This window comes from Anoxybacillus sp. CHMUD (assembly GCF_013096965.1).
GTDB lineage: Bacteria > Bacillota > Bacilli > Bacillales > Anoxybacillaceae > Anoxybacillus > Anoxybacillus kestanbolensis_A.
Map to the genome: position 1 here is coordinate 1 of NZ_SDLG01000015.1, position 16,638 is coordinate 16,638.

Here is a 16,638-nt window from a genome sequence, read left to right on the forward strand (position 1 = left end):
AGCATGTTTGCTCGGTGACGATGGCGGAGAGGTCACACCCGTTCCCATCCCGAACACGGAAGTTAAGCTCTCCAGCGCCGATGGTAGTTGGCGGGACACCGCCTGCGAGAGTAGGACGTTGCCGGGCAAGAAAAAGACCAAGACTAAATTGTCTTGGTCTTTTTGTTTTATATCGTGAATGCAATGGGTAAAATATATGAGAAAAAGAAGGGAATCCTTGCATTTTTGAAGAAATCCGTATATATTAAAATTAAAGTCAAATATAGTCAAAGTCAACTGACAGAGGAGGGATTATGTGAGGAATATCTCTGATGTCATTGAGCAATATTTAAAACAAGTATTAAATATGAGCGGAAAAGATATCGTTGAGATTAAACGAAGCGAAATTGCAGACAAGTTTCAGTGTGTTCCTTCGCAAATAAATTATGTCATTAACACACGCTTTACGTTAGAAAGAGGATACATTGTTGAGAGTAAACGAGGTGGTGGTGGCTATATTCGCATAATGAAAGTGAAAACTCAAAGTACTTCTCAGCTTATTGATCATTTATTGTCACTTGTCCAAGAAAGAATTAGTCAAACAAATGGAGAACATATTATTCAACGCTTATTAGATGAAAAGGTAATTTCAAAACGAGAAGCGAATATGATGTTAAGCATTATTGATCGCACGGTTTTATCTCTTGACCTTCCTCATCGTGACGAGTTGCGTGCGCGCATATTAAAAGCGATGCTGACATCGTTAAAGTATATGTAGAGAGGGTGAATACTTTGATATGTCAAGAGTGTAATCAACGACCAGCAACGCTTCATTTCACTAAAATTGTTAATGGGGAGAAGACAGAATTTCATCTTTGTGAGCAATGCGCTCACGAAAAAGGCGAAATGTTTATGTTCCCGCATCAAGGAGCTTTTTCAATCAATAATTTAATTGCTGGACTATTAAATATGGATGCATCGCTAAAAGAGCCAAAAGCTCCCTCTTTTCACAATGAACATATATTACAATGTGAGCGTTGTAAAATGACATACGCTCAATTCGTTAAAGTCGGTCGTTTTGGTTGTGCGAGTTGTTATGAAACGTTTCGTAGCCATTTACCACCTATTTTTCGAAAGTTACATGGAGGACATGTAGCGCATGAGGGAAAAATTCCGAAGCGAGTAGGAGGTACGTTGTATGTCCGTAAGCAAATCGGGCAGTTGAAACAAATGTTGCAGGAGCTTATTGCTAAAGAACAATTTGAGAAGGCTGCTGAAGTGCGTGATCAAATTCGAGAACTTGAAGCAAAATTACATGCGGAAGGGGGCGCCTAATTATATGAATGAACATTTGTTTTTCCAACGCGCTCTCAGTCCATGGATGAATGAAGAGGGGCCAGACTCTGATATTGTACTTAGTAGCCGTATTCGTTTAGCGAGAAATATGAAAAAATATCCGTTCCCAACGGTATTTACAAATGAAGAAGCAATGCAAATTGTTCAGTTGTTTGAACGATTATTTTTACAAAAAAGTTTCGATCATATCGGTCCTTTTTTCTTATTAAAAATGAATGAATTACAATCTATTGAAAAACGTGTATTAGTTGAAAAACATTTAATTAGCCCTCATTTAGCTGAAGATTGTACGTTTGGTGCATGTTTATTATCCGAACAAGAAGAAGCAAGTATTATGATCAACGAGGAAGATCATATTCGTATTCAATGTCTATTTGCTGGTTTTCAGCTGAAAGAAGCATTGAAAATGGCAAATGCTTTGGATGATTGGATTGAACAACATATTGACTACGCTTTCGACGAAAAGTACGGTTATTTGACGAGCTGCCCAACGAATGTCGGCACAGGTTTGCGAGCATCTGTAATGATGCATTTGCCGGGTCTTGTGTTAACACAGCAAATGAATCAATTGATTCCTGCGATCAACCAGCTCGGTCTAGTTGTTCGCGGCACGTATGGAGAAGGTAGTGAAGCGTTAGGAAACATTTTTCAAATTTCTAATCAAATTACACTTGGAAAAAGTGAAGAGGATATTGTTGAAGATTTAACAGGAGTTGTTCGTCAACTAATTGAACAAGAACGAATGGCGCGTGAGGCATTAGTCAAAACTTCTAACATACAATTAGAAGATAAGGTATATCGTTCTTACGGTGTGCTAACGAACAGCCGGATCATTGGTTCAAAAGAGGCTGCCCAATGTTTATCTGATGTACGATTAGGCATCGATCTCGGATATATTACGAACGTACCAAAAACAATTTTAACAGAGCTAATGATTTTGACGCAGCCCGGCTTTTTACAAAAGTATGCTGGTGGTGCATTACGCCCGCAAGAACGTGATGTTCGTCGTGCATCGCTCATTCGTGAACGATTACACCAATGGAAGTGAATTAAAGGAGGTTGATGAAAATGATGTTCGGACGTTTTACAGAACGAGCACAAAAAGTGTTAGCATTAGCGCAAGAGGAAGCGGTTCGGTTAGGACATAACAATATCGGAACAGAGCACATTTTGCTCGGTCTTATTCGAGAAGGGGAAGGAATTGCAGCAAAAGCGCTTATGGCGCTCGGATTAGGGCCAGATAAAATTCAAAAAGAAGTTGAATCGCTCATCGGACGTGGAAACGAAGTAGGACAAACGATTCATTACACGCCTCGTGCCAAAAAAGTAATTGAATTGTCAATGGATGAAGCTAGAAAACTTGGGCACTCTTACGTCGGTACAGAGCATATTTTGCTTGGTCTTATTCGAGAAGGAGAAGGTGTAGCGGCTCGCGTTTTAAATAACTTAGGGGTAAGCTTAAATAAAGCTCGCCAACAAGTACTTCAATTATTAGGAAGCAACGAGTCTGCTTCAGGACATCATGGGGGAACAACGCATGCCAATACCCCAACATTAGATAGTTTAGCCCGCGATTTAACAGCGATCGCTCGTGAAGGCGGTTTAGACCCTGTCATTGGAAGAAGTAAAGAAATTCAACGCGTCATTGAAGTGTTAAGCCGTAGAACGAAAAATAACCCTGTTTTAATCGGGGAGCCAGGTGTAGGAAAAACGGCTATTGCTGAAGGACTAGCTCAACAAATCGTCAATAACGAAGTGCCAGAGACGCTTCGTGATAAGCGTGTCATGACGCTTGACATGGGAACGGTCGTGGCAGGTACAAAATATCGTGGAGAATTTGAAGATCGTTTGAAAAAAGTGATGGATGAAATTCGTCAAGCAGGAAATATCATTTTGTTTATTGACGAATTGCATACGCTCATCGGAGCTGGTGGCGCAGAGGGAGCTATTGATGCATCAAATATTTTAAAACCGTCTCTTGCACGTGGAGAGTTGCAATGTATTGGCGCAACAACATTGGATGAATATCGCAAATATATTGAAAAAGATGCGGCGTTAGAAAGACGTTTTCAACCAATTCATGTTGGTGAGCCGACAGTTGAAGAATCGATCCAAATTTTAAAAGGGTTGCGAGATCGTTATGAGGCTCACCATCGCGTTTCGATTTCAGATGAGGCAATTGAGCAAGCTGTGAAGCTTTCAGATCGCTACATTTCAGATCGATTTTTACCAGATAAAGCAATTGACTTAATTGACGAAGCTTGCTCGAAAGTACGTTTACGTTCGTTTACGACACCACCAAATTTAAAAGAGCTTGAACAAAAACTTGAGGAAATTCGTAAAGAAAAAGATGCAGCGGTACAAAGCCAGGAGTTTGAAAAAGCAGCATCATTACGAGATGCAGAACAAAAATTGCGCGAACAACTTGAAGAAACGAAACGAGCATGGAAAGAGAAACAAGGTCAAGAAAACTCCGAAGTAACTGTAGAGGACATCGCAGCTGTTGTATCTAGCTGGACGGGAATCCCGGTTTCCAAATTAGCTCAAACAGAAACAGAACGGTTGTTAAAACTAGAAGAAATTTTACATTCCCGTGTGATCGGACAAGAAGAAGCTGTCAAAGCAGTTGCAAAAGCAGTTCGTCGCGCCCGTGCAGGCTTAAAAGATCCAAAACGCCCAATCGGTTCGTTTATTTTCCTTGGTCCGACGGGTGTCGGAAAAACAGAATTAGCCCGTGCGCTTGCAGAAGCGATGTTTGGTGATGAAGATGCAATGATTCGAATTGACATGTCTGAATATATGGAGAAACATTCGACATCACGTCTTGTCGGTTCACCTCCGGGATATGTTGGCTACGAAGAAGGTGGACAATTAACGGAAAAAGTTCGTCGCAAGCCGTATTCTGTCATCTTATTAGATGAGATTGAAAAGGCTCATCCAGACGTATTTAACATTTTACTACAAGTATTAGAAGATGGGCGTTTAACGGATTCGAAAGGACGGACAGTTGATTTCCGAAATACGATCATTATTATGACATCAAACGTTGGTGCGGATGCGCTGAAGAGAAATAAATACGTTGGCTTCAATGTGCAAGACGAGAGTCAACAGTACAAAGATATGAAAGGGAAAGTGATGGACGAATTGAAAAAGGCGTTTCGTCCGGAATTTTTAAACCGAATTGATGAAATTATTGTGTTCCATTCGCTTGAGAAGAAACATTTGAAAGAAATTGTTTCATTAATGGTTGAGCAATTGAAAAAACGCCTACAAGAACAACAAATCGATTTAGAGTTAACCGATGCCGCAATTGAAAAATTAGCAGAAGAAGGTTACGATTTAGAATATGGTGCACGTCCATTGCGTCGCGCGATTCAAAAACATGTTGAAGACCGTTTATCTGAAGAACTGTTAAAAGGAACAATCGGCAGCGGACAAAAAGTTGTCATGGATGTAAAGGACGGACAGTTTGTTGTGTTGACAAAAGAGACAGTAAAATAACGAAAACAAGGTATGCTTACACGCATACCTTGTTTTTCATCATGAAAGGAATGGAGTTATGGTTAAGCGGAAAACAAAGTTCGTTTGCCAACATTGTGGATATGAAACGGCGAAATGGATGGGGAAATGTCCGGGGTGCCATTCGTGGAATGCGATGGTTGAAGAAACGGAAATAGTAAAACCACACACCCGAGCATTATTTGTGCATACAGAAGGTGGAACAACTAAACCTGTATCGATTACAACGGTGGAAACAACGCAGGAGCCGAGAATTGATACGAAGTTTACAGAATTTAACCGCGTGTTAGGAGGCGGCATTGTTCGTGGTTCTCTCGTTTTGATTGGGGGGGATCCGGGTATTGGGAAATCGACGTTGTTGCTACAAATTTGCGCTCAACTCGCAAGCGATGGCTACTCCGTTTTATATATTTCCGGGGAAGAATCGGTAAAACAAACGAAGTTGCGTGCTGAACGGTTGCATGTGACAGCTAAATATTTATACGTTTTATCTGAAACAAACTTAGAACATATTATCCAAACGGTTGACGAGATGAAGCCAGCGTTTGTCGTTATTGATTCCATCCAAACGATATATCGATCAGAAATTACATCGGCCCCAGGGAGCGTTTCACAAGTTCGTGAATGTACGGCAGAGTTAATGAGACTAGCTAAAACAAAAGGTATTGCGATTTTTATAGTTGGGCATGTTACAAAAGAAGGAGCGCTTGCAGGACCGCGCATTTTAGAACATATGGTTGATACTGTATTATATTTTGAGGGAGAGCGTCATCATACGTATCGCATTTTACGGGCAGTGAAAAATCGATTCGGTTCCACAAACGAAATCGGTATTTTCGAAATGAAAGAAATGGGGCTTACCGAAGTCAAAAACCCATCAGAAATTTTTTTAGAAGAGCGTTCGAAAGGTGCAGCTGGGTCAACGGTCGTCGCTTCCATGGAGGGAACGAGACCGGTGTTAGTGGAAATTCAAGCGTTAGTATCGCCGACTAGCTTTGGAACGCCACGTCGAATGGCGACAGGAATAGACCATAATCGCGTATCTTTACTAATGGCTGTGCTTGAAAAAAGAGTTGGTCTGCTTCTTCAAAACCAAGATGCATATTTAAAGGTGGCTGGTGGCATAAAGTTAGATGAACCTGCGATTGACTTAGCGATTGCGGTAAGCATTGCATCTAGCTTTCGAGATCAACCGACAAATCATACGGACGTTGTAATCGGGGAAGTTGGATTAACAGGGGAAGTGCGTCGTGTCTCCCGCATTGAACAGCGTGTACAAGAAGCTGCTAAACTTGGCTTTCAGCGCATCATTATTCCGAAAAGCAACATCGGTGGGTGGAACATTCCAAAAGGTGTTGAAATCATCGGAATAGCTAATGTCGAAGAGGCGCTATACTACGCATTAGGAGAAGGGAAAAATGGTCCAATATTTTAACAAAACCATTAAAAAATGATTAAAAATGATGTTCAGATTGGTTTCAAACATTGGAAACTGTTTATAATGTAATAGAGGAGGTGAAAAACGTGTTAAGACGAATTGTGCAGGCATCTTTTTTAATTACTGGGGGAATGCTAGGAATTATTTTCTTTCCTACTTTGTTGAAGCTATTACATTTAAACGATCTTCCTTATGTCAATAGCCCATATGTAGCGGCCCCAGTTGGTGCGATCATCGTATTCCTTCTCACGTTCTGGTTAGTCGATCATGTGGTTGGACTTATTCATTGGATGGAAGAAACGTTAGTCAAAGCACCTGTAACTGATTTATTATTTGGAAGTCTCGGTTTGATTTTCGGCTTGATTGTAGCCTTTTTAGTCGTTATTCCATTAAACTCTATTCAAATTCCGCTTGTTAATACGATATTGCCTATTTTTCTTACGCTATTGTTAGGGTATTTAGGATTTCAAGTCGGATTTAAAAAGCGCGATGAGTTAATGGGCCTATTTTCGTTGTCAAACCGAAGTGGCAAGAAAAAAGGTGGCGAAGAAGAGGAGAAAAAAGGAAAATCGCTAAAAATTTTAGATACGAGTGTCATTATTGACGGGCGTATTGCGGATATTTGCCAGACGGGCTTTTTGGAAGGGACGATCGTTATACCGCGTTTTGTCCTAGAAGAATTGCAACATATTGCTGATTCTTCGGATGCACTAAAAAGAAATCGTGGACGGAGAGGGCTTGATATTTTAAACCGTATCCAAAAAGAGTTAGCCATTAACGTTGAAATATACGAAGGCGACTTTGAAGGAATCCAGGAAGTTGACAGCAAGCTCGTCAAATTGGCTCAATTGACATCAGGTGTTGTTGTGACAAATGACTTTAATTTAAATAAAGTATGCGAACTACAAAATGTTCCCGTGTTAAATATTAACGACTTGGCGAACGCGGTAAAACCGATCGTTCTTCCGGGGGAAGAATTGAATGTTCACGTCATTAAAGACGGAAAAGAACAAAATCAAGGCGTTGCCTATTTAGATGATGGAACGATGATCGTTGTAGAGGACGGAAAAGAGTACATTGGGAAACGCGTCGATGTGCTTGTAACGAGCGTGTTACAAACTTCGGCTGGAAGAATGATTTTTGCCAAACTAAAGCTACTTGAAAAAGCATTATAAGCTGTTAGGAGATAGGAGAATGAATTACCATGTCGTTATACCGGCAGCTGGTCAAGGAAAACGAATGAATGCAGGAATAAACAAACAGTTTATTGAGCTTGAAGGGATACCGGTTATTATTCATACGTTACGTGTATTTGAAAGAGATGATTTTTGTCAAGGTGTTGTGTTAGTTATTAACGATCAAGAACGTGACCAATTTGTTCGTATGCTTCGTTGTTTTGAAATAAAAAAAGTGAATGCTCTTGTTTCAGGAGGGGAAGAAAGACAGCAGAGCGTCTATAACGGACTAAAAGCGGTCAACGATGGTCACATTGTGCTCATTCACGACGGTGCTCGCCCGTTTGTAACAATCAAGAAAATTCACGAACTTGTGCATGCAACAAAGGAGACGGGAGCAGCTGTGCTCGCTGTTCCTGTCAAAGATACAATGAAACAGGTGGTCGATGGCCATATTGAGAAAACGGTCGATCGATCGAGCTTGTGGGCTGTGCAAACGCCACAAGCTTTTTCCATGTCATTAATTCTTAATGCCCATGAGCGGGCAAAAAAAGAGCGATTTATCGGAACAGATGATGCCAGTCTTGTTGAGCGGATGGGTCATCGTGTCGTCATTGTCGAAGGTGAGTATACAAACATTAAACTAACGACACCGGAAGATTTATTATTTGCGGAAGCGATTTTACGTGCGAGAGGGGATCGATGATGTATCGAATTGGACAAGGGTTTGATGTTCATCAGTTTGCTGAAGGGCGTCCGCTTATCATTGGTGGAATCAACATTCCGTATGAGAAAGGATTGCTCGGACATTCTGATGCGGACGTGTTGTTACATGCGATTGCTGATGCTTGTTTAGGAGCCATTGGTGAAGGGGATATCGGAAAACATTTCCCTGATACAGATGAAGCATACAAAGACGTTGACTCTGCGCTACTTTTACAACACGTATGGAAACTTGTTCGTCAACACGGGTATACGCTTGTTAACGTTGACTGTACGATTATTGCACAAAAACCAAAAATGGCACCACATATTCCAAATATGCAAAAACGTATTGCTGAATTGTTAGAAGGGGATATTTCACAAGTTAACGTCAAGGCGACGACAACAGAAAAACTTGGCTTCACAGGGAGAGAGGAAGGAATTGCCGCACAAGCTGTTGTTTTGTTACAAAAAAATAATGAATGATGGATTTTGTATGCGGTTTACGGTACAATGAGGTACAGAAATTAGGTAGATGGAGGTCATGACATGACACAGGAAGTAAGGGTGCGCTACGCGCCAAGTCCGACGGGTCATTTACATATTGGTGGTGCGCGCACAGCGTTGTTTAACTATTTGTTTGCTCGTCACCATCATGGGAAATTCATCGTTCGCATTGAAGATACAGATATTGAGCGGAATGTAGAAGGTGGCGAACAATCACAGCTTGAAAACTTGAAATGGCTCGGTATTGAATATGATGAATCGGTAGACAAAGACGGAGGATATGGTCCTTATCGTCAAACGGAGCGTCTGCATATTTATCGCCAATATACAAACGAATTGTTAGAAAAAGGCTATGCGTATAAATGTTTTTGTACGCCTGAGGAGCTAGAGCAAGAGCGTGAGGCACAAAAAGCGGCGGGCATTGCGGCACCGCAATATAGTGGCAAATGCCGTCATTTAACGCCAGAGCAAGTTCAACAGCTTGAATCTGAAGGAAAACCGTATACGATTCGTTTAAAAGTACCGGAAGGAAAAGTATATGAATTTGAAGATATGGTGCGCGGTCGTGTATCATTTGAATCGAAAGATATTGGCGATTGGGTGATCGTAAAGGCCAATGGCATCCCGACGTACAACTTCGCTGTCGTCATTGACGATCATTTAATGAAAATTACACATGTATTCCGCGGTGAAGAACATTTATCAAACACACCGAAACAGTTAATGGTGTATGAATATTTCGGTTGGAAGCCACCAAAATACGCACATTTAACATTAATTGTAAATGAAAATCGTAAAAAATTATCAAAGCGCGATGAGTCAATTATTCAATTCGTTTCTCAATATAAAGAACTCGGATATTTACCAGAAGCGATGTTTAACTTTTTTGCGCTATTAGGTTGGTCACCAGAGGGAGAAGAAGAAATTTTCACGAAAGAAGAGCTTATTCGCATGTTTGATGTGTCCCGTTTATCAAAATCGCCATCGATGTTTGATAAACAAAAGCTGACATGGATGAACAATCAATATATTAAAAAGCTTGATTTAGATCGGTTAGTGGAACTATCGCTTCCTCATTTAATTCGCGCAGGGCGCTTGCCGGAACAAATGACTGATGAACAAAAACAGTGGGCTCGTGATTTAATCGCACTATATCAAGAGCAAATGAGCTACGGCGCTGAAATTGTTGAGCTATCAGAGTTGTTCTTTAAACAAGAAATCGAGTATGATGAAGAGGCAAAGACTGTTTTAGCTGGCGAACAAGTGCCGAATGTATTAAAAGCATTTTACGGGCAAATGGAACAGCTTGCAACGTTTGATAGTGACCACATTAAAGCAGCCATTAAAGCGGTACAAAAAGAAACGGGGCAAAAAGGGAAAAACTTATTCATGCCGATTCGTGTGGCGGTAACAGGGCAAACGCACGGTCCCGAACTTCCAGAGGCGATTCGTTTGCTCGGAAAAGAAGCGGTATTGTCTCGATTAGTAAAATTCATCCGTTAACATTTCCTCGTTTATATAATAAAATAGGTGTAACCTATATTGGTGAAAGCGTTGATGAGGAGAAGTAAAAAGAATCAGCATGTCAGAGAGAACCACCTTGGCTGGAAGTGGTTTATGCTTGATTCTTTTGAAATGCACCTCGGAGCCTCCTTTCGAACCAGAGACGTTCTGTAGTAGAATGGAGCGGATTCCCTTCCGTTATAAGGGCAAGAGTGAGCCTTCGGCTAAACAGAGTGGAACCGCGCAACCAAGCGTCTCTGTGTCATTGTACACAGGGACGTTTTTTATTTGAAAAATAACAAAGGGGGAGCAATATGTTTAAAACATTAAAAGAAGATATTGAAGTTATTTTTGAACAAGATCCGGCAGCAAGAAGTTATTTAGAGGTTATTTTGACGTACTCAGGTTTACATGCCATTTGGGCACATCGTATTGCCCACGCGCTTTATAAGCGAAAATTTTATTTTTTAGCGCGCCTCATTTCGCAAATTAGTCGCTTTTTTACGGGTATTGAAATTCATCCCGGCGCAAAGATCGGTCGGCGCTTTTTCATCGATCATGGTATGGGAGTTGTCATTGGAGAAACGTGCGAAATTGGTGATAACGTGACAGTGTATCAAGGCGTCACACTTGGAGGAACAGGGAAAGAAAAAGGAAAGCGTCATCCGACCATTAAAGATAATTGTTTGATTGCGACTGGCGCCAAAGTGCTTGGTTCCATTACTATTGGAGAAAACAGTAAAATTGGAGCCGGATCGGTCGTGTTGAAAGATGTGCCACCGAACTCAACAGTCGTTGGAATTCCAGGTCGCGTCGTTGTGCAAAATGGCGTGCGTGTGAATAAAGATTTAAATCATTGTGATTTACCGGATCCGATTGCAGATCGTTTTAAAGAGTTAGAAGCAGAAATCGAGCAACTAAAAACACAATTAGAAGAACTAAAGAAAGGAACGGTGAACCATGAGCATTCAAGTATATAATACGTTGACGAGAAAAAAAGAACCGTTTATCCCGTTAGAGCCAAATAAAGTGAAAATGTACGTATGTGGTCCAACAGTATACAACTACATTCATATTGGAAACGCTCGCCCAGCTATCGTATTCGATACGATTCGCCGCTACTTACAATTTCGTGGCTATGAAGTGCAATACGTCTCGAATTTCACGGATGTAGACGATAAACTTATTCGAGCAGCAAGGGAATTAGGTGAAGATGTACCGACCATTGCAGAACGGTTTATTGAGGCGTACTTTGAAGATATTACAGCACTCGGTTGCAAAAAAGCGGACGTCCATCCGCGTGTCACCGAAAACATTGATACAATTATTCAATTTATTGAACAACTGATCGAAAAAGGGTATGCGTATGAAGTGGACGGTGACGTATATTATCGAACGCGTCGTTTCTCTGACTACGGAAAATTATCTCACCAATCGGTCGACGAATTAAAATCAGGTGCTCGTATTGAAGTAGGAGAGAAAAAAGAAGACCCTCTTGATTTTGCTTTATGGAAAGCGGCAAAAGAAGGAGAAATTTATTGGGATAGTCCATGGGGGAAAGGTCGTCCGGGCTGGCATATCGAATGCTCCGCGATGGCACGTAAATATTTAGGGGATACGATTGATATTCATGCTGGGGGACAAGATTTAACGTTCCCGCACCACGAAAATGAAATTGCTCAATCTGAGGCGTTAACAGGAAAGCCTTTTGCGAAATATTGGTTGCATAACGGCTACATTAATATCGATAATGAAAAAATGTCAAAATCGCTTGGGAACTTTATTTTAGTGCACGATATTATTAAGCAAGTTGATCCGCAAGTGCTACGTTTCTTTATGCTTTCGGTTCATTATCGCCATCCGATCAACTATAGCCAACCGTTGCTTGAAAGTGCAAGAAGCGGGTTGGAGCGCTTAAAGACTGCATATACGAACTTAAAACACCGTTTAGAAAGTAGCACGAATTTAACGACAAATGATGAACAATGGCTAGCAAAAATTGAGGAATTAAGAAACGAGTTTATTCGCGAAATGGATGATGATTTTAATACTGCAAACGGGATCGCGGTTTTGTTTGAGCTAGCGAAACAAGCAAATGTCTACTTAATGGAAAATCATACATCGCAACAAGTTATTCAAGCCTTTTTACAACAGTTTGAACAGCTTTTTGATGTGCTAGGCCTTTCTTTACAACAAGATGAGTTGCTTGATGAGGAAATTGAAGCGCTTATCCAACAACGCATTGAAGCACGGAAAAATCGCGACTTTGCATTAGCCGACCGCATTCGCGATGAATTAAAGGCAAAAAACATCATTTTAGAAGATACACCACAAGGGACGAGATGGAGAAGAGGATAAAACGATGTTGCATTTGTTTAGCAAAATGAAAGATTTTCAGCAGTTAAACGGTTTAACGTTAGCCTACATTGGTGATGCCGTATACGAATTATTCGTACGGCATCACCTTCTGACCTTAGGAAAAGTAAAACCAAACGATTTACACAACTTAGCAAAAACGTACGTTTGTGCGAAGGCGCAGGCGAAAGTATTACAATGGTTGCTCAATCATAACCAACTTTCTGAGCAGGAAATGGCTATTGTTCGAAGAGGTCGTAATGCAAAATCAGGGAGTACCCCGAAAAATACAGATGTACAAACGTACCGTCAAAGTACAGGGCTCGAAGCATTAATCGGTTACCATTTTTTGAGTGGAAATGAAGAACGACTTCATCAATTAATGCAGTTGGCGTTACATGTACATCAAAACGATGAGGAAAGGAGGAAGTAATGATGGATCTCATTATCGGTAAGAACCCGGTGTTAGAAGCATTAAAATCTGGACGAGAAATGAATAAAATATGGATTGCTGAAGGCTCACAACGTGGTCAAATGCAATCGATCATTCAGCTCGCAAAAGAGATGGGTATTACGGTACAATATGTTCCTAAAAAAAAGATGGATCAATTAAGTGACGGCAATCATCAAGGGGTCATTGCGCAAGTTGCTGCATACCGATACTATGACATAGATGATTTATTTAAAAAGGCAGAAGAGCAAGGGGAAGCACCATTTTTTATTATTTTAGATGAGCTTGAAGATCCACACAATTTAGGATCGATTATGCGAACAGCTGATGCGGTAGGTGCCCACGGTATCATTATCCCGAAGCGCCGCTCAGTTAGTTTAACAGCAACGGTAGCGAAAGCATCAACGGGTGCGATTGAATATGTACCTGTTGCGCGGGTGACAAACTTAGCGAGAACGGTAGATGAATTAAAAGAGCGGGGCGTTTGGATTTTTGGAACGGACGCAAAAGGAACTCAAGATTATCGTCAACTTGATGGAGTCATTCCGTTAGCCTTAATTATCGGTAGTGAAGGGAAAGGAATAAGCCGTTTATTACGAGATAAATGCGATGTGCTCGTTCGTTTGCCGATGATAGGACATGTCACATCGTTAAATGCCTCGGTTGCGGCGAGCTTGTTAATGTATGAGGTGTACCGAAAGCGTCATCCATTAGGTGAGTAAAATGGATATTTTAATCGTTGATGGCTACAACATCATCGGTGCCTGGCCAGAACTGCGCGAGTTGCGCGATACAGATTTATCGTTAGCGCGCGACCGACTTGTCGAGAAAATGGCAGAATATCAAGCATTTACCGGTTGTAAAGTCATTATTGTTTTCGATGCACACCTCGTACAAGGAACAACAAAAAAATATGTCGATCATCAAGTAGAGGTCATTTTTACAAAGGAAAACGAAACGGCTGATGAGCATATCGAGAAATTGGCGAAATCGCTCCAGCAAGTTCGGACAAAAGTATACGTCGCTACATCAGACTACACGGAACAATGGGCAATTTTCGGTCAAGGAGCGTTGCGCAAATCAGCCCGAGAATTATTGATTGAAGTAGATGCGGTGCAGCGAAATATTTCAACGAACGTCAAGCACATTCAACAAAAAAAGCCGATGTCAAAAATTCCTCTCACAGACGAAGTCGCAAAAATTTTCGAAAAATGGCGAAGAGGGGAAAAATGAACGATTGACCCTGTAAAAAAATGTACTGTATAATACTTTTATCCATGTGCAGGGCGGGGGGATCGGCGTGAGCGCAAATGCAAACAAAAAACAACAAAGCCGTTACGAACAATTAGAAGATGAAATGATTGTAGAACTCGTACATCAAGGTGATAGTGAGGCGCTTGATTACTTAATTCATAAGTATAAAAATTTTGTTCGAGCGAAAGCACGTTCATATTTTTTAGTCGGTGCAGATCGCGAAGATATTGTGCAAGAAGGAATGATCGGGCTATATAAAGCGATCCGGGATTTCAAAGAAGACAAGCAATCTTCATTTAAGGCGTTTGCAGAGTTATGCATTACTCGCCAAATGATTACAGCTATTAAGATGGCTACGCGCCAAAAACACATTCCTCTCAATTGTTACGTTTCATTGGACAAGCCAATTTACGAAGATGATTCTGCCCGTACATTGATGGACGTTCTTTCGGGAACGAAAATAACAAATCCCGAAGAACTAATTATTAATAGAGAAGAGTTCAATCACATTGAAGAAAAGATGACCGAGCTACTCAGCGATTTAGAAAGAAAAGTGCTTCTCCTTTATTTAGAAGGTCGATCATATCAAGAAATTTCGGAAGAGCTCAATCGTCACGTGAAATCCATCGATAACGCGCTACAGCGCGTGAAACGCAAACTAGAAAAGTATGTAGAAATTCAAGGAATTCGTTTATAATATTGACATAAAAAAATATTGTATGATACAGTTTTTAAGACGCAGTGTATCGGAGGAAAACGTATGCGCAAAAAAGTGATTTTAGCGTGTAGTCAATGTTTAAGCCGAAACTATACAACGATGAAAAATATAGCTCATCACGATGAGCGGCTAGAGATGAAAAAGTTTTGTAAAACATGCCATACGCATACGATTCACCGTGAAACGAAGTAAGTTGATGATCCCGAGATGTTGGAGGGTTTTCTATGCAACGAGTAACGAAGTTTTTCCGCGAAGTTGTTCGCGAGATGAAAAAAGTCAGCTGGCCAAAACGAAAAGAACTAGTGAACTATACAATTACCGTTCTGGCGACGGTGGCGTTTTTTACTGTATTTTTTGCTGTTGTTGATTTAGGAATTTCAGAGTTAGTTCGTTTTATACTTGAATAGTGATCGTATATCCATGGTATAATGAAAGATAACAAACAAGAAATAAAGCCCGGTAACGGGTTTTTATTTTGCCTAAAAAAGATTTGTTTAGGGAGGGAAGGACGATATCGTCCCATCAAATGGAAAAGAATTGGTATGTTATTCATACGTACTCGGGTTATGAAAATAAAGTAAAAACGAACTTAGAAAAGCGTGTTGAATCGATGGGCATGCAAGATAAAATTTTTCGTGTCGTTGTGCCTGAGGAGGAAGAAACAGACACAAAAGGCGGCAAAAAGAAAGTCGTCAAAAAGAAAGTGTTTCCTGGTTACGTACTTGTCGAAATGATTATGACAGACGACTCTTGGTATGTCGTTCGTAATACGCCGGGGGTAACAGGATTTGTTGGTTCGGCTGGTGCCGGATCTAAACCGACGCCGCTTCTTGAAGAAGAAGTTTCTGCGATTTTAAAACGAATGGGCGTTGATTTAATTGATTTGGATTTTGATTTTGAATTAAATGAAGCAGTTCGTATTAAAGAAGGTCCATTTGCGAATTTTGTTGGAACGATCCAAGAAATCGAAATGGACAAGCAAAAAGTAACTGTGCTCGTTGACATGTTCGGGCGTGAAACACCAGTAGAGCTTGACTTTTCGCAAATTGAAAAAATATAATAGTAAACAACTTGCAAATGAGCAAGAAAAGTGATAATATTTTAAGGTCAGTATGTCTCAATCATTGAGACGAATGCGATGATTGTTTTCATATATGGAGTGGGAGGGAATATCCCTAATACCACATCACGGACTTAAGGAGGTGTGTCTCGTGGCTAAAAAAGTAATTAAAGTTGTCAAATTGCAAATTCCTGCAGGGAAAGCGAATCCAGCACCACCAGTCGGTCCAGCATTAGGTCAAGCTGGTGTTAACATCATGGGATTCTGTAAAGAATTCAACGCTCGTACAGCTGATCAAGCAGGTTTAATTATTCCTGTTGAAATTACGGTATATGAAGACCGTTCATTTACATTTATTACGAAAACTCCACCTGCTGCTGTATTACTTAAAAAAGCGGCTGGTATCGAGTCTGGTTCTGGTGAGCCAAACCGTAATAAAGTGGCAACAGTAAAGCGCGACAAAGTGCGCGAGATTGCTGAAACAAAAATGCCAGACTTAAACGCGGCGAGCATTGAAGCAGCTATGCGCATGATCGAAGGAACAGCGCGCAGCATGGGTATCGTCATCGAAGACTAATGAAGATCTGGCTGGAGAAGGTTGCGGAAGCGAACTATATAGTT

The 16,638-nt window shown here is 40.8% G+C and carries 19 protein-coding genes, 1 rRNA gene and 1 other annotated feature; all 20 genes read left to right on the forward strand.

Annotated elements, in window-relative coordinates:
- Nucleotides 1–10: 10 nt before the first annotated feature.
- Nucleotides 11–127, forward strand: a 5S ribosomal RNA gene (rrf, locus tag ETB99_RS10315).
- Between the two features lie 219 nt (nt 128–346).
- On the forward strand, nt 347–757 hold the full coding sequence (locus ETB99_RS10320) for a CtsR family transcriptional regulator (RefSeq protein ID WP_216366158.1): 411 nt from the start codon (nt 347–349) through the stop codon (nt 755–757).
- Nucleotides 758–771: 14 nt separating this feature from the next.
- Nucleotides 772–1,314, forward strand: a complete 543-nt coding sequence (gene mcsA, locus ETB99_RS10325) for a protein-arginine kinase activator protein McsA (protein WP_035020791.1) — start codon at nt 772–774, stop codon at nt 1,312–1,314.
- Nucleotides 1,315–1,318: 4 nt separating this feature from the next.
- A complete protein-coding gene (gene mcsB / locus ETB99_RS10330) occupies nt 1,319–2,383 on the forward strand; it encodes a protein-arginine kinase McsB (protein WP_077429992.1) in 1,065 nt (354 codons plus the stop codon).
- A gap of 20 nt (nt 2,384–2,403) precedes the next feature.
- On the forward strand, nt 2,404–4,836 hold the full coding sequence (clpC, locus tag ETB99_RS10335; protein ID WP_041637576.1) for an ATP-dependent protease ATP-binding subunit ClpC: 2,433 nt from the start codon (nt 2,404–2,406) through the stop codon (nt 4,834–4,836).
- 58 nt (nt 4,837–4,894) lie between these two features.
- A complete protein-coding gene (gene radA / locus ETB99_RS10340; protein ID WP_171700555.1) occupies nt 4,895–6,289 on the forward strand; it encodes a DNA repair protein RadA in 1,395 nt (464 codons plus the stop codon).
- An 89-nt stretch (nt 6,290–6,378) separates the two neighbouring features.
- Nucleotides 6,379–7,467: a PIN/TRAM domain-containing protein gene (locus tag ETB99_RS10345; protein ID WP_035020787.1), complete on the forward strand. Its 1,089-nt coding sequence runs from the start codon at nt 6,379–6,381 to the stop codon at nt 7,465–7,467.
- 19 nt (nt 7,468–7,486) lie between these two features.
- Nucleotides 7,487–8,173, forward strand: a complete 687-nt coding sequence (gene ispD / locus ETB99_RS10350; protein WP_077429991.1) for a 2-C-methyl-D-erythritol 4-phosphate cytidylyltransferase — start codon at nt 7,487–7,489, stop codon at nt 8,171–8,173.
- Complete coding sequence (gene ispF, locus ETB99_RS10355; RefSeq protein WP_004888624.1) at nt 8,173–8,655, forward strand: 2-C-methyl-D-erythritol 2,4-cyclodiphosphate synthase; 483 nt, start codon at nt 8,173–8,175, stop codon at nt 8,653–8,655. Before ispD ends, ispF begins: the two co-directional genes overlap by 1 nt.
- Before the next feature lie 63 nt (nt 8,656–8,718).
- Nucleotides 8,719–10,179, forward strand: coding sequence for a glutamate--tRNA ligase (gene gltX, locus ETB99_RS10360; protein WP_171700556.1), 1,461 nt, complete (start codon nt 8,719–8,721; stop codon nt 10,177–10,179).
- A 42-nt stretch (nt 10,180–10,221) separates the two neighbouring features.
- Nucleotides 10,222–10,441, forward strand: a binding site (T-box leader).
- 52 nt (nt 10,442–10,493) lie between these two features.
- Nucleotides 10,494–11,159, forward strand: a complete 666-nt coding sequence (gene cysE, locus ETB99_RS10365; RefSeq protein WP_077429987.1) for a serine O-acetyltransferase — start codon at nt 10,494–10,496, stop codon at nt 11,157–11,159.
- Nucleotides 11,140–12,537, forward strand: coding sequence for a cysteine--tRNA ligase (gene cysS, locus ETB99_RS10370; RefSeq protein WP_077429986.1), 1,398 nt, complete (start codon nt 11,140–11,142; stop codon nt 12,535–12,537). Before cysE ends, cysS begins: the two co-directional genes overlap by 20 nt.
- A gap of 4 nt (nt 12,538–12,541) precedes the next feature.
- Nucleotides 12,542–12,967, forward strand: a complete 426-nt coding sequence (locus tag ETB99_RS10375; RefSeq protein ID WP_077429985.1) for a Mini-ribonuclease 3 — start codon at nt 12,542–12,544, stop codon at nt 12,965–12,967.
- A 2-nt stretch (nt 12,968–12,969) separates the two neighbouring features.
- Nucleotides 12,970–13,707 (forward strand): 23S rRNA (guanosine(2251)-2'-O)-methyltransferase RlmB, encoded by a 738-nt coding sequence (rlmB, locus tag ETB99_RS10380; RefSeq protein WP_006322676.1) that lies wholly within the window; start codon nt 12,970–12,972, stop codon nt 13,705–13,707.
- 1 nt (nt 13,708) lies between these two features.
- Nucleotides 13,709–14,218 carry an NYN domain-containing protein gene (locus ETB99_RS10385; protein ID WP_004888634.1) on the forward strand — a complete coding sequence of 170 codons (510 nt, stop codon included), beginning with the start codon at nt 13,709–13,711 and terminating at the stop codon, nt 14,216–14,218.
- Nucleotides 14,219–14,285: 67 nt separating this feature from the next.
- On the forward strand, nt 14,286–14,936 hold the full coding sequence (gene sigH, locus ETB99_RS10390; protein ID WP_004888635.1) for an RNA polymerase sporulation sigma factor SigH: 651 nt from the start codon (nt 14,286–14,288) through the stop codon (nt 14,934–14,936).
- A 63-nt stretch (nt 14,937–14,999) separates the two neighbouring features.
- Entirely contained in the window at nt 15,000–15,149 is a 150-nt protein-coding gene (rpmG, locus tag ETB99_RS10395) for a 50S ribosomal protein L33 (RefSeq protein ID WP_077429984.1), read from the forward strand.
- 32 nt (nt 15,150–15,181) lie between these two features.
- A complete protein-coding gene (gene secE, locus ETB99_RS10400; RefSeq protein WP_006322671.1) occupies nt 15,182–15,364 on the forward strand; it encodes a preprotein translocase subunit SecE in 183 nt (60 codons plus the stop codon).
- Nucleotides 15,365–15,483: 119 nt separating this feature from the next.
- A complete protein-coding gene (gene nusG / locus ETB99_RS10405) occupies nt 15,484–16,017 on the forward strand; it encodes a transcription termination/antitermination protein NusG (protein ID WP_004888641.1) in 534 nt (177 codons plus the stop codon).
- A gap of 151 nt (nt 16,018–16,168) precedes the next feature.
- Nucleotides 16,169–16,594, forward strand: a complete 426-nt coding sequence (gene rplK, locus ETB99_RS10410) for a 50S ribosomal protein L11 (protein WP_003397643.1) — start codon at nt 16,169–16,171, stop codon at nt 16,592–16,594.
- Nucleotides 16,595–16,638 lie beyond the last annotated feature (44 nt).

What these genes read in the sequence shown, in the direction of transcription:
- ispF (WP_004888624.1), top strand. Translation starts at nt 8,173, where the DNA reads ATGTATCGAATTGGACAAGGGTTTGATGTTCATCAGTTTGCTGAAGGG.
- gltX (WP_171700556.1), top strand. Translation starts at nt 8,719, where the DNA reads ATGACACAGGAAGTAAGGGTGCGCTACGCGCCAAGTCCGACGGGTCAT.
- mcsB (WP_077429992.1), top strand. Translation starts at nt 1,319, where the DNA reads ATGAATGAACATTTGTTTTTCCAACGCGCTCTCAGTCCATGGATGAAT.
- nusG (WP_004888641.1), top strand. Translation starts at nt 15,484, where the DNA reads ATGGAAAAGAATTGGTATGTTATTCATACGTACTCGGGTTATGAAAAT.
- radA (WP_171700555.1), top strand. Translation starts at nt 4,895, where the DNA reads ATGGTTAAGCGGAAAACAAAGTTCGTTTGCCAACATTGTGGATATGAA.
- cysE (WP_077429987.1), top strand. Translation starts at nt 10,494, where the DNA reads ATGTTTAAAACATTAAAAGAAGATATTGAAGTTATTTTTGAACAAGAT.
- cysS (WP_077429986.1), top strand. Translation starts at nt 11,140, where the DNA reads ATGAGCATTCAAGTATATAATACGTTGACGAGAAAAAAAGAACCGTTT.
- ETB99_RS10320 (WP_216366158.1), top strand. Translation starts at nt 347, where the DNA reads ATGAGCGGAAAAGATATCGTTGAGATTAAACGAAGCGAAATTGCAGAC.
- secE (WP_006322671.1), top strand. Translation starts at nt 15,182, where the DNA reads ATGCAACGAGTAACGAAGTTTTTCCGCGAAGTTGTTCGCGAGATGAAA.
- ispD (WP_077429991.1), top strand. Translation starts at nt 7,487, where the DNA reads ATGAATTACCATGTCGTTATACCGGCAGCTGGTCAAGGAAAACGAATG.
- rpmG (WP_077429984.1), top strand. Translation starts at nt 15,000, where the DNA reads ATGCGCAAAAAAGTGATTTTAGCGTGTAGTCAATGTTTAAGCCGAAAC.
- ETB99_RS10375 (WP_077429985.1), top strand. Translation starts at nt 12,542, where the DNA reads ATGTTGCATTTGTTTAGCAAAATGAAAGATTTTCAGCAGTTAAACGGT.
- ETB99_RS10385 (WP_004888634.1), top strand. Translation starts at nt 13,709, where the DNA reads ATGGATATTTTAATCGTTGATGGCTACAACATCATCGGTGCCTGGCCA.
- clpC (WP_041637576.1), top strand. Translation starts at nt 2,404, where the DNA reads ATGATGTTCGGACGTTTTACAGAACGAGCACAAAAAGTGTTAGCATTA.
- rlmB (WP_006322676.1), top strand. Translation starts at nt 12,970, where the DNA reads ATGGATCTCATTATCGGTAAGAACCCGGTGTTAGAAGCATTAAAATCT.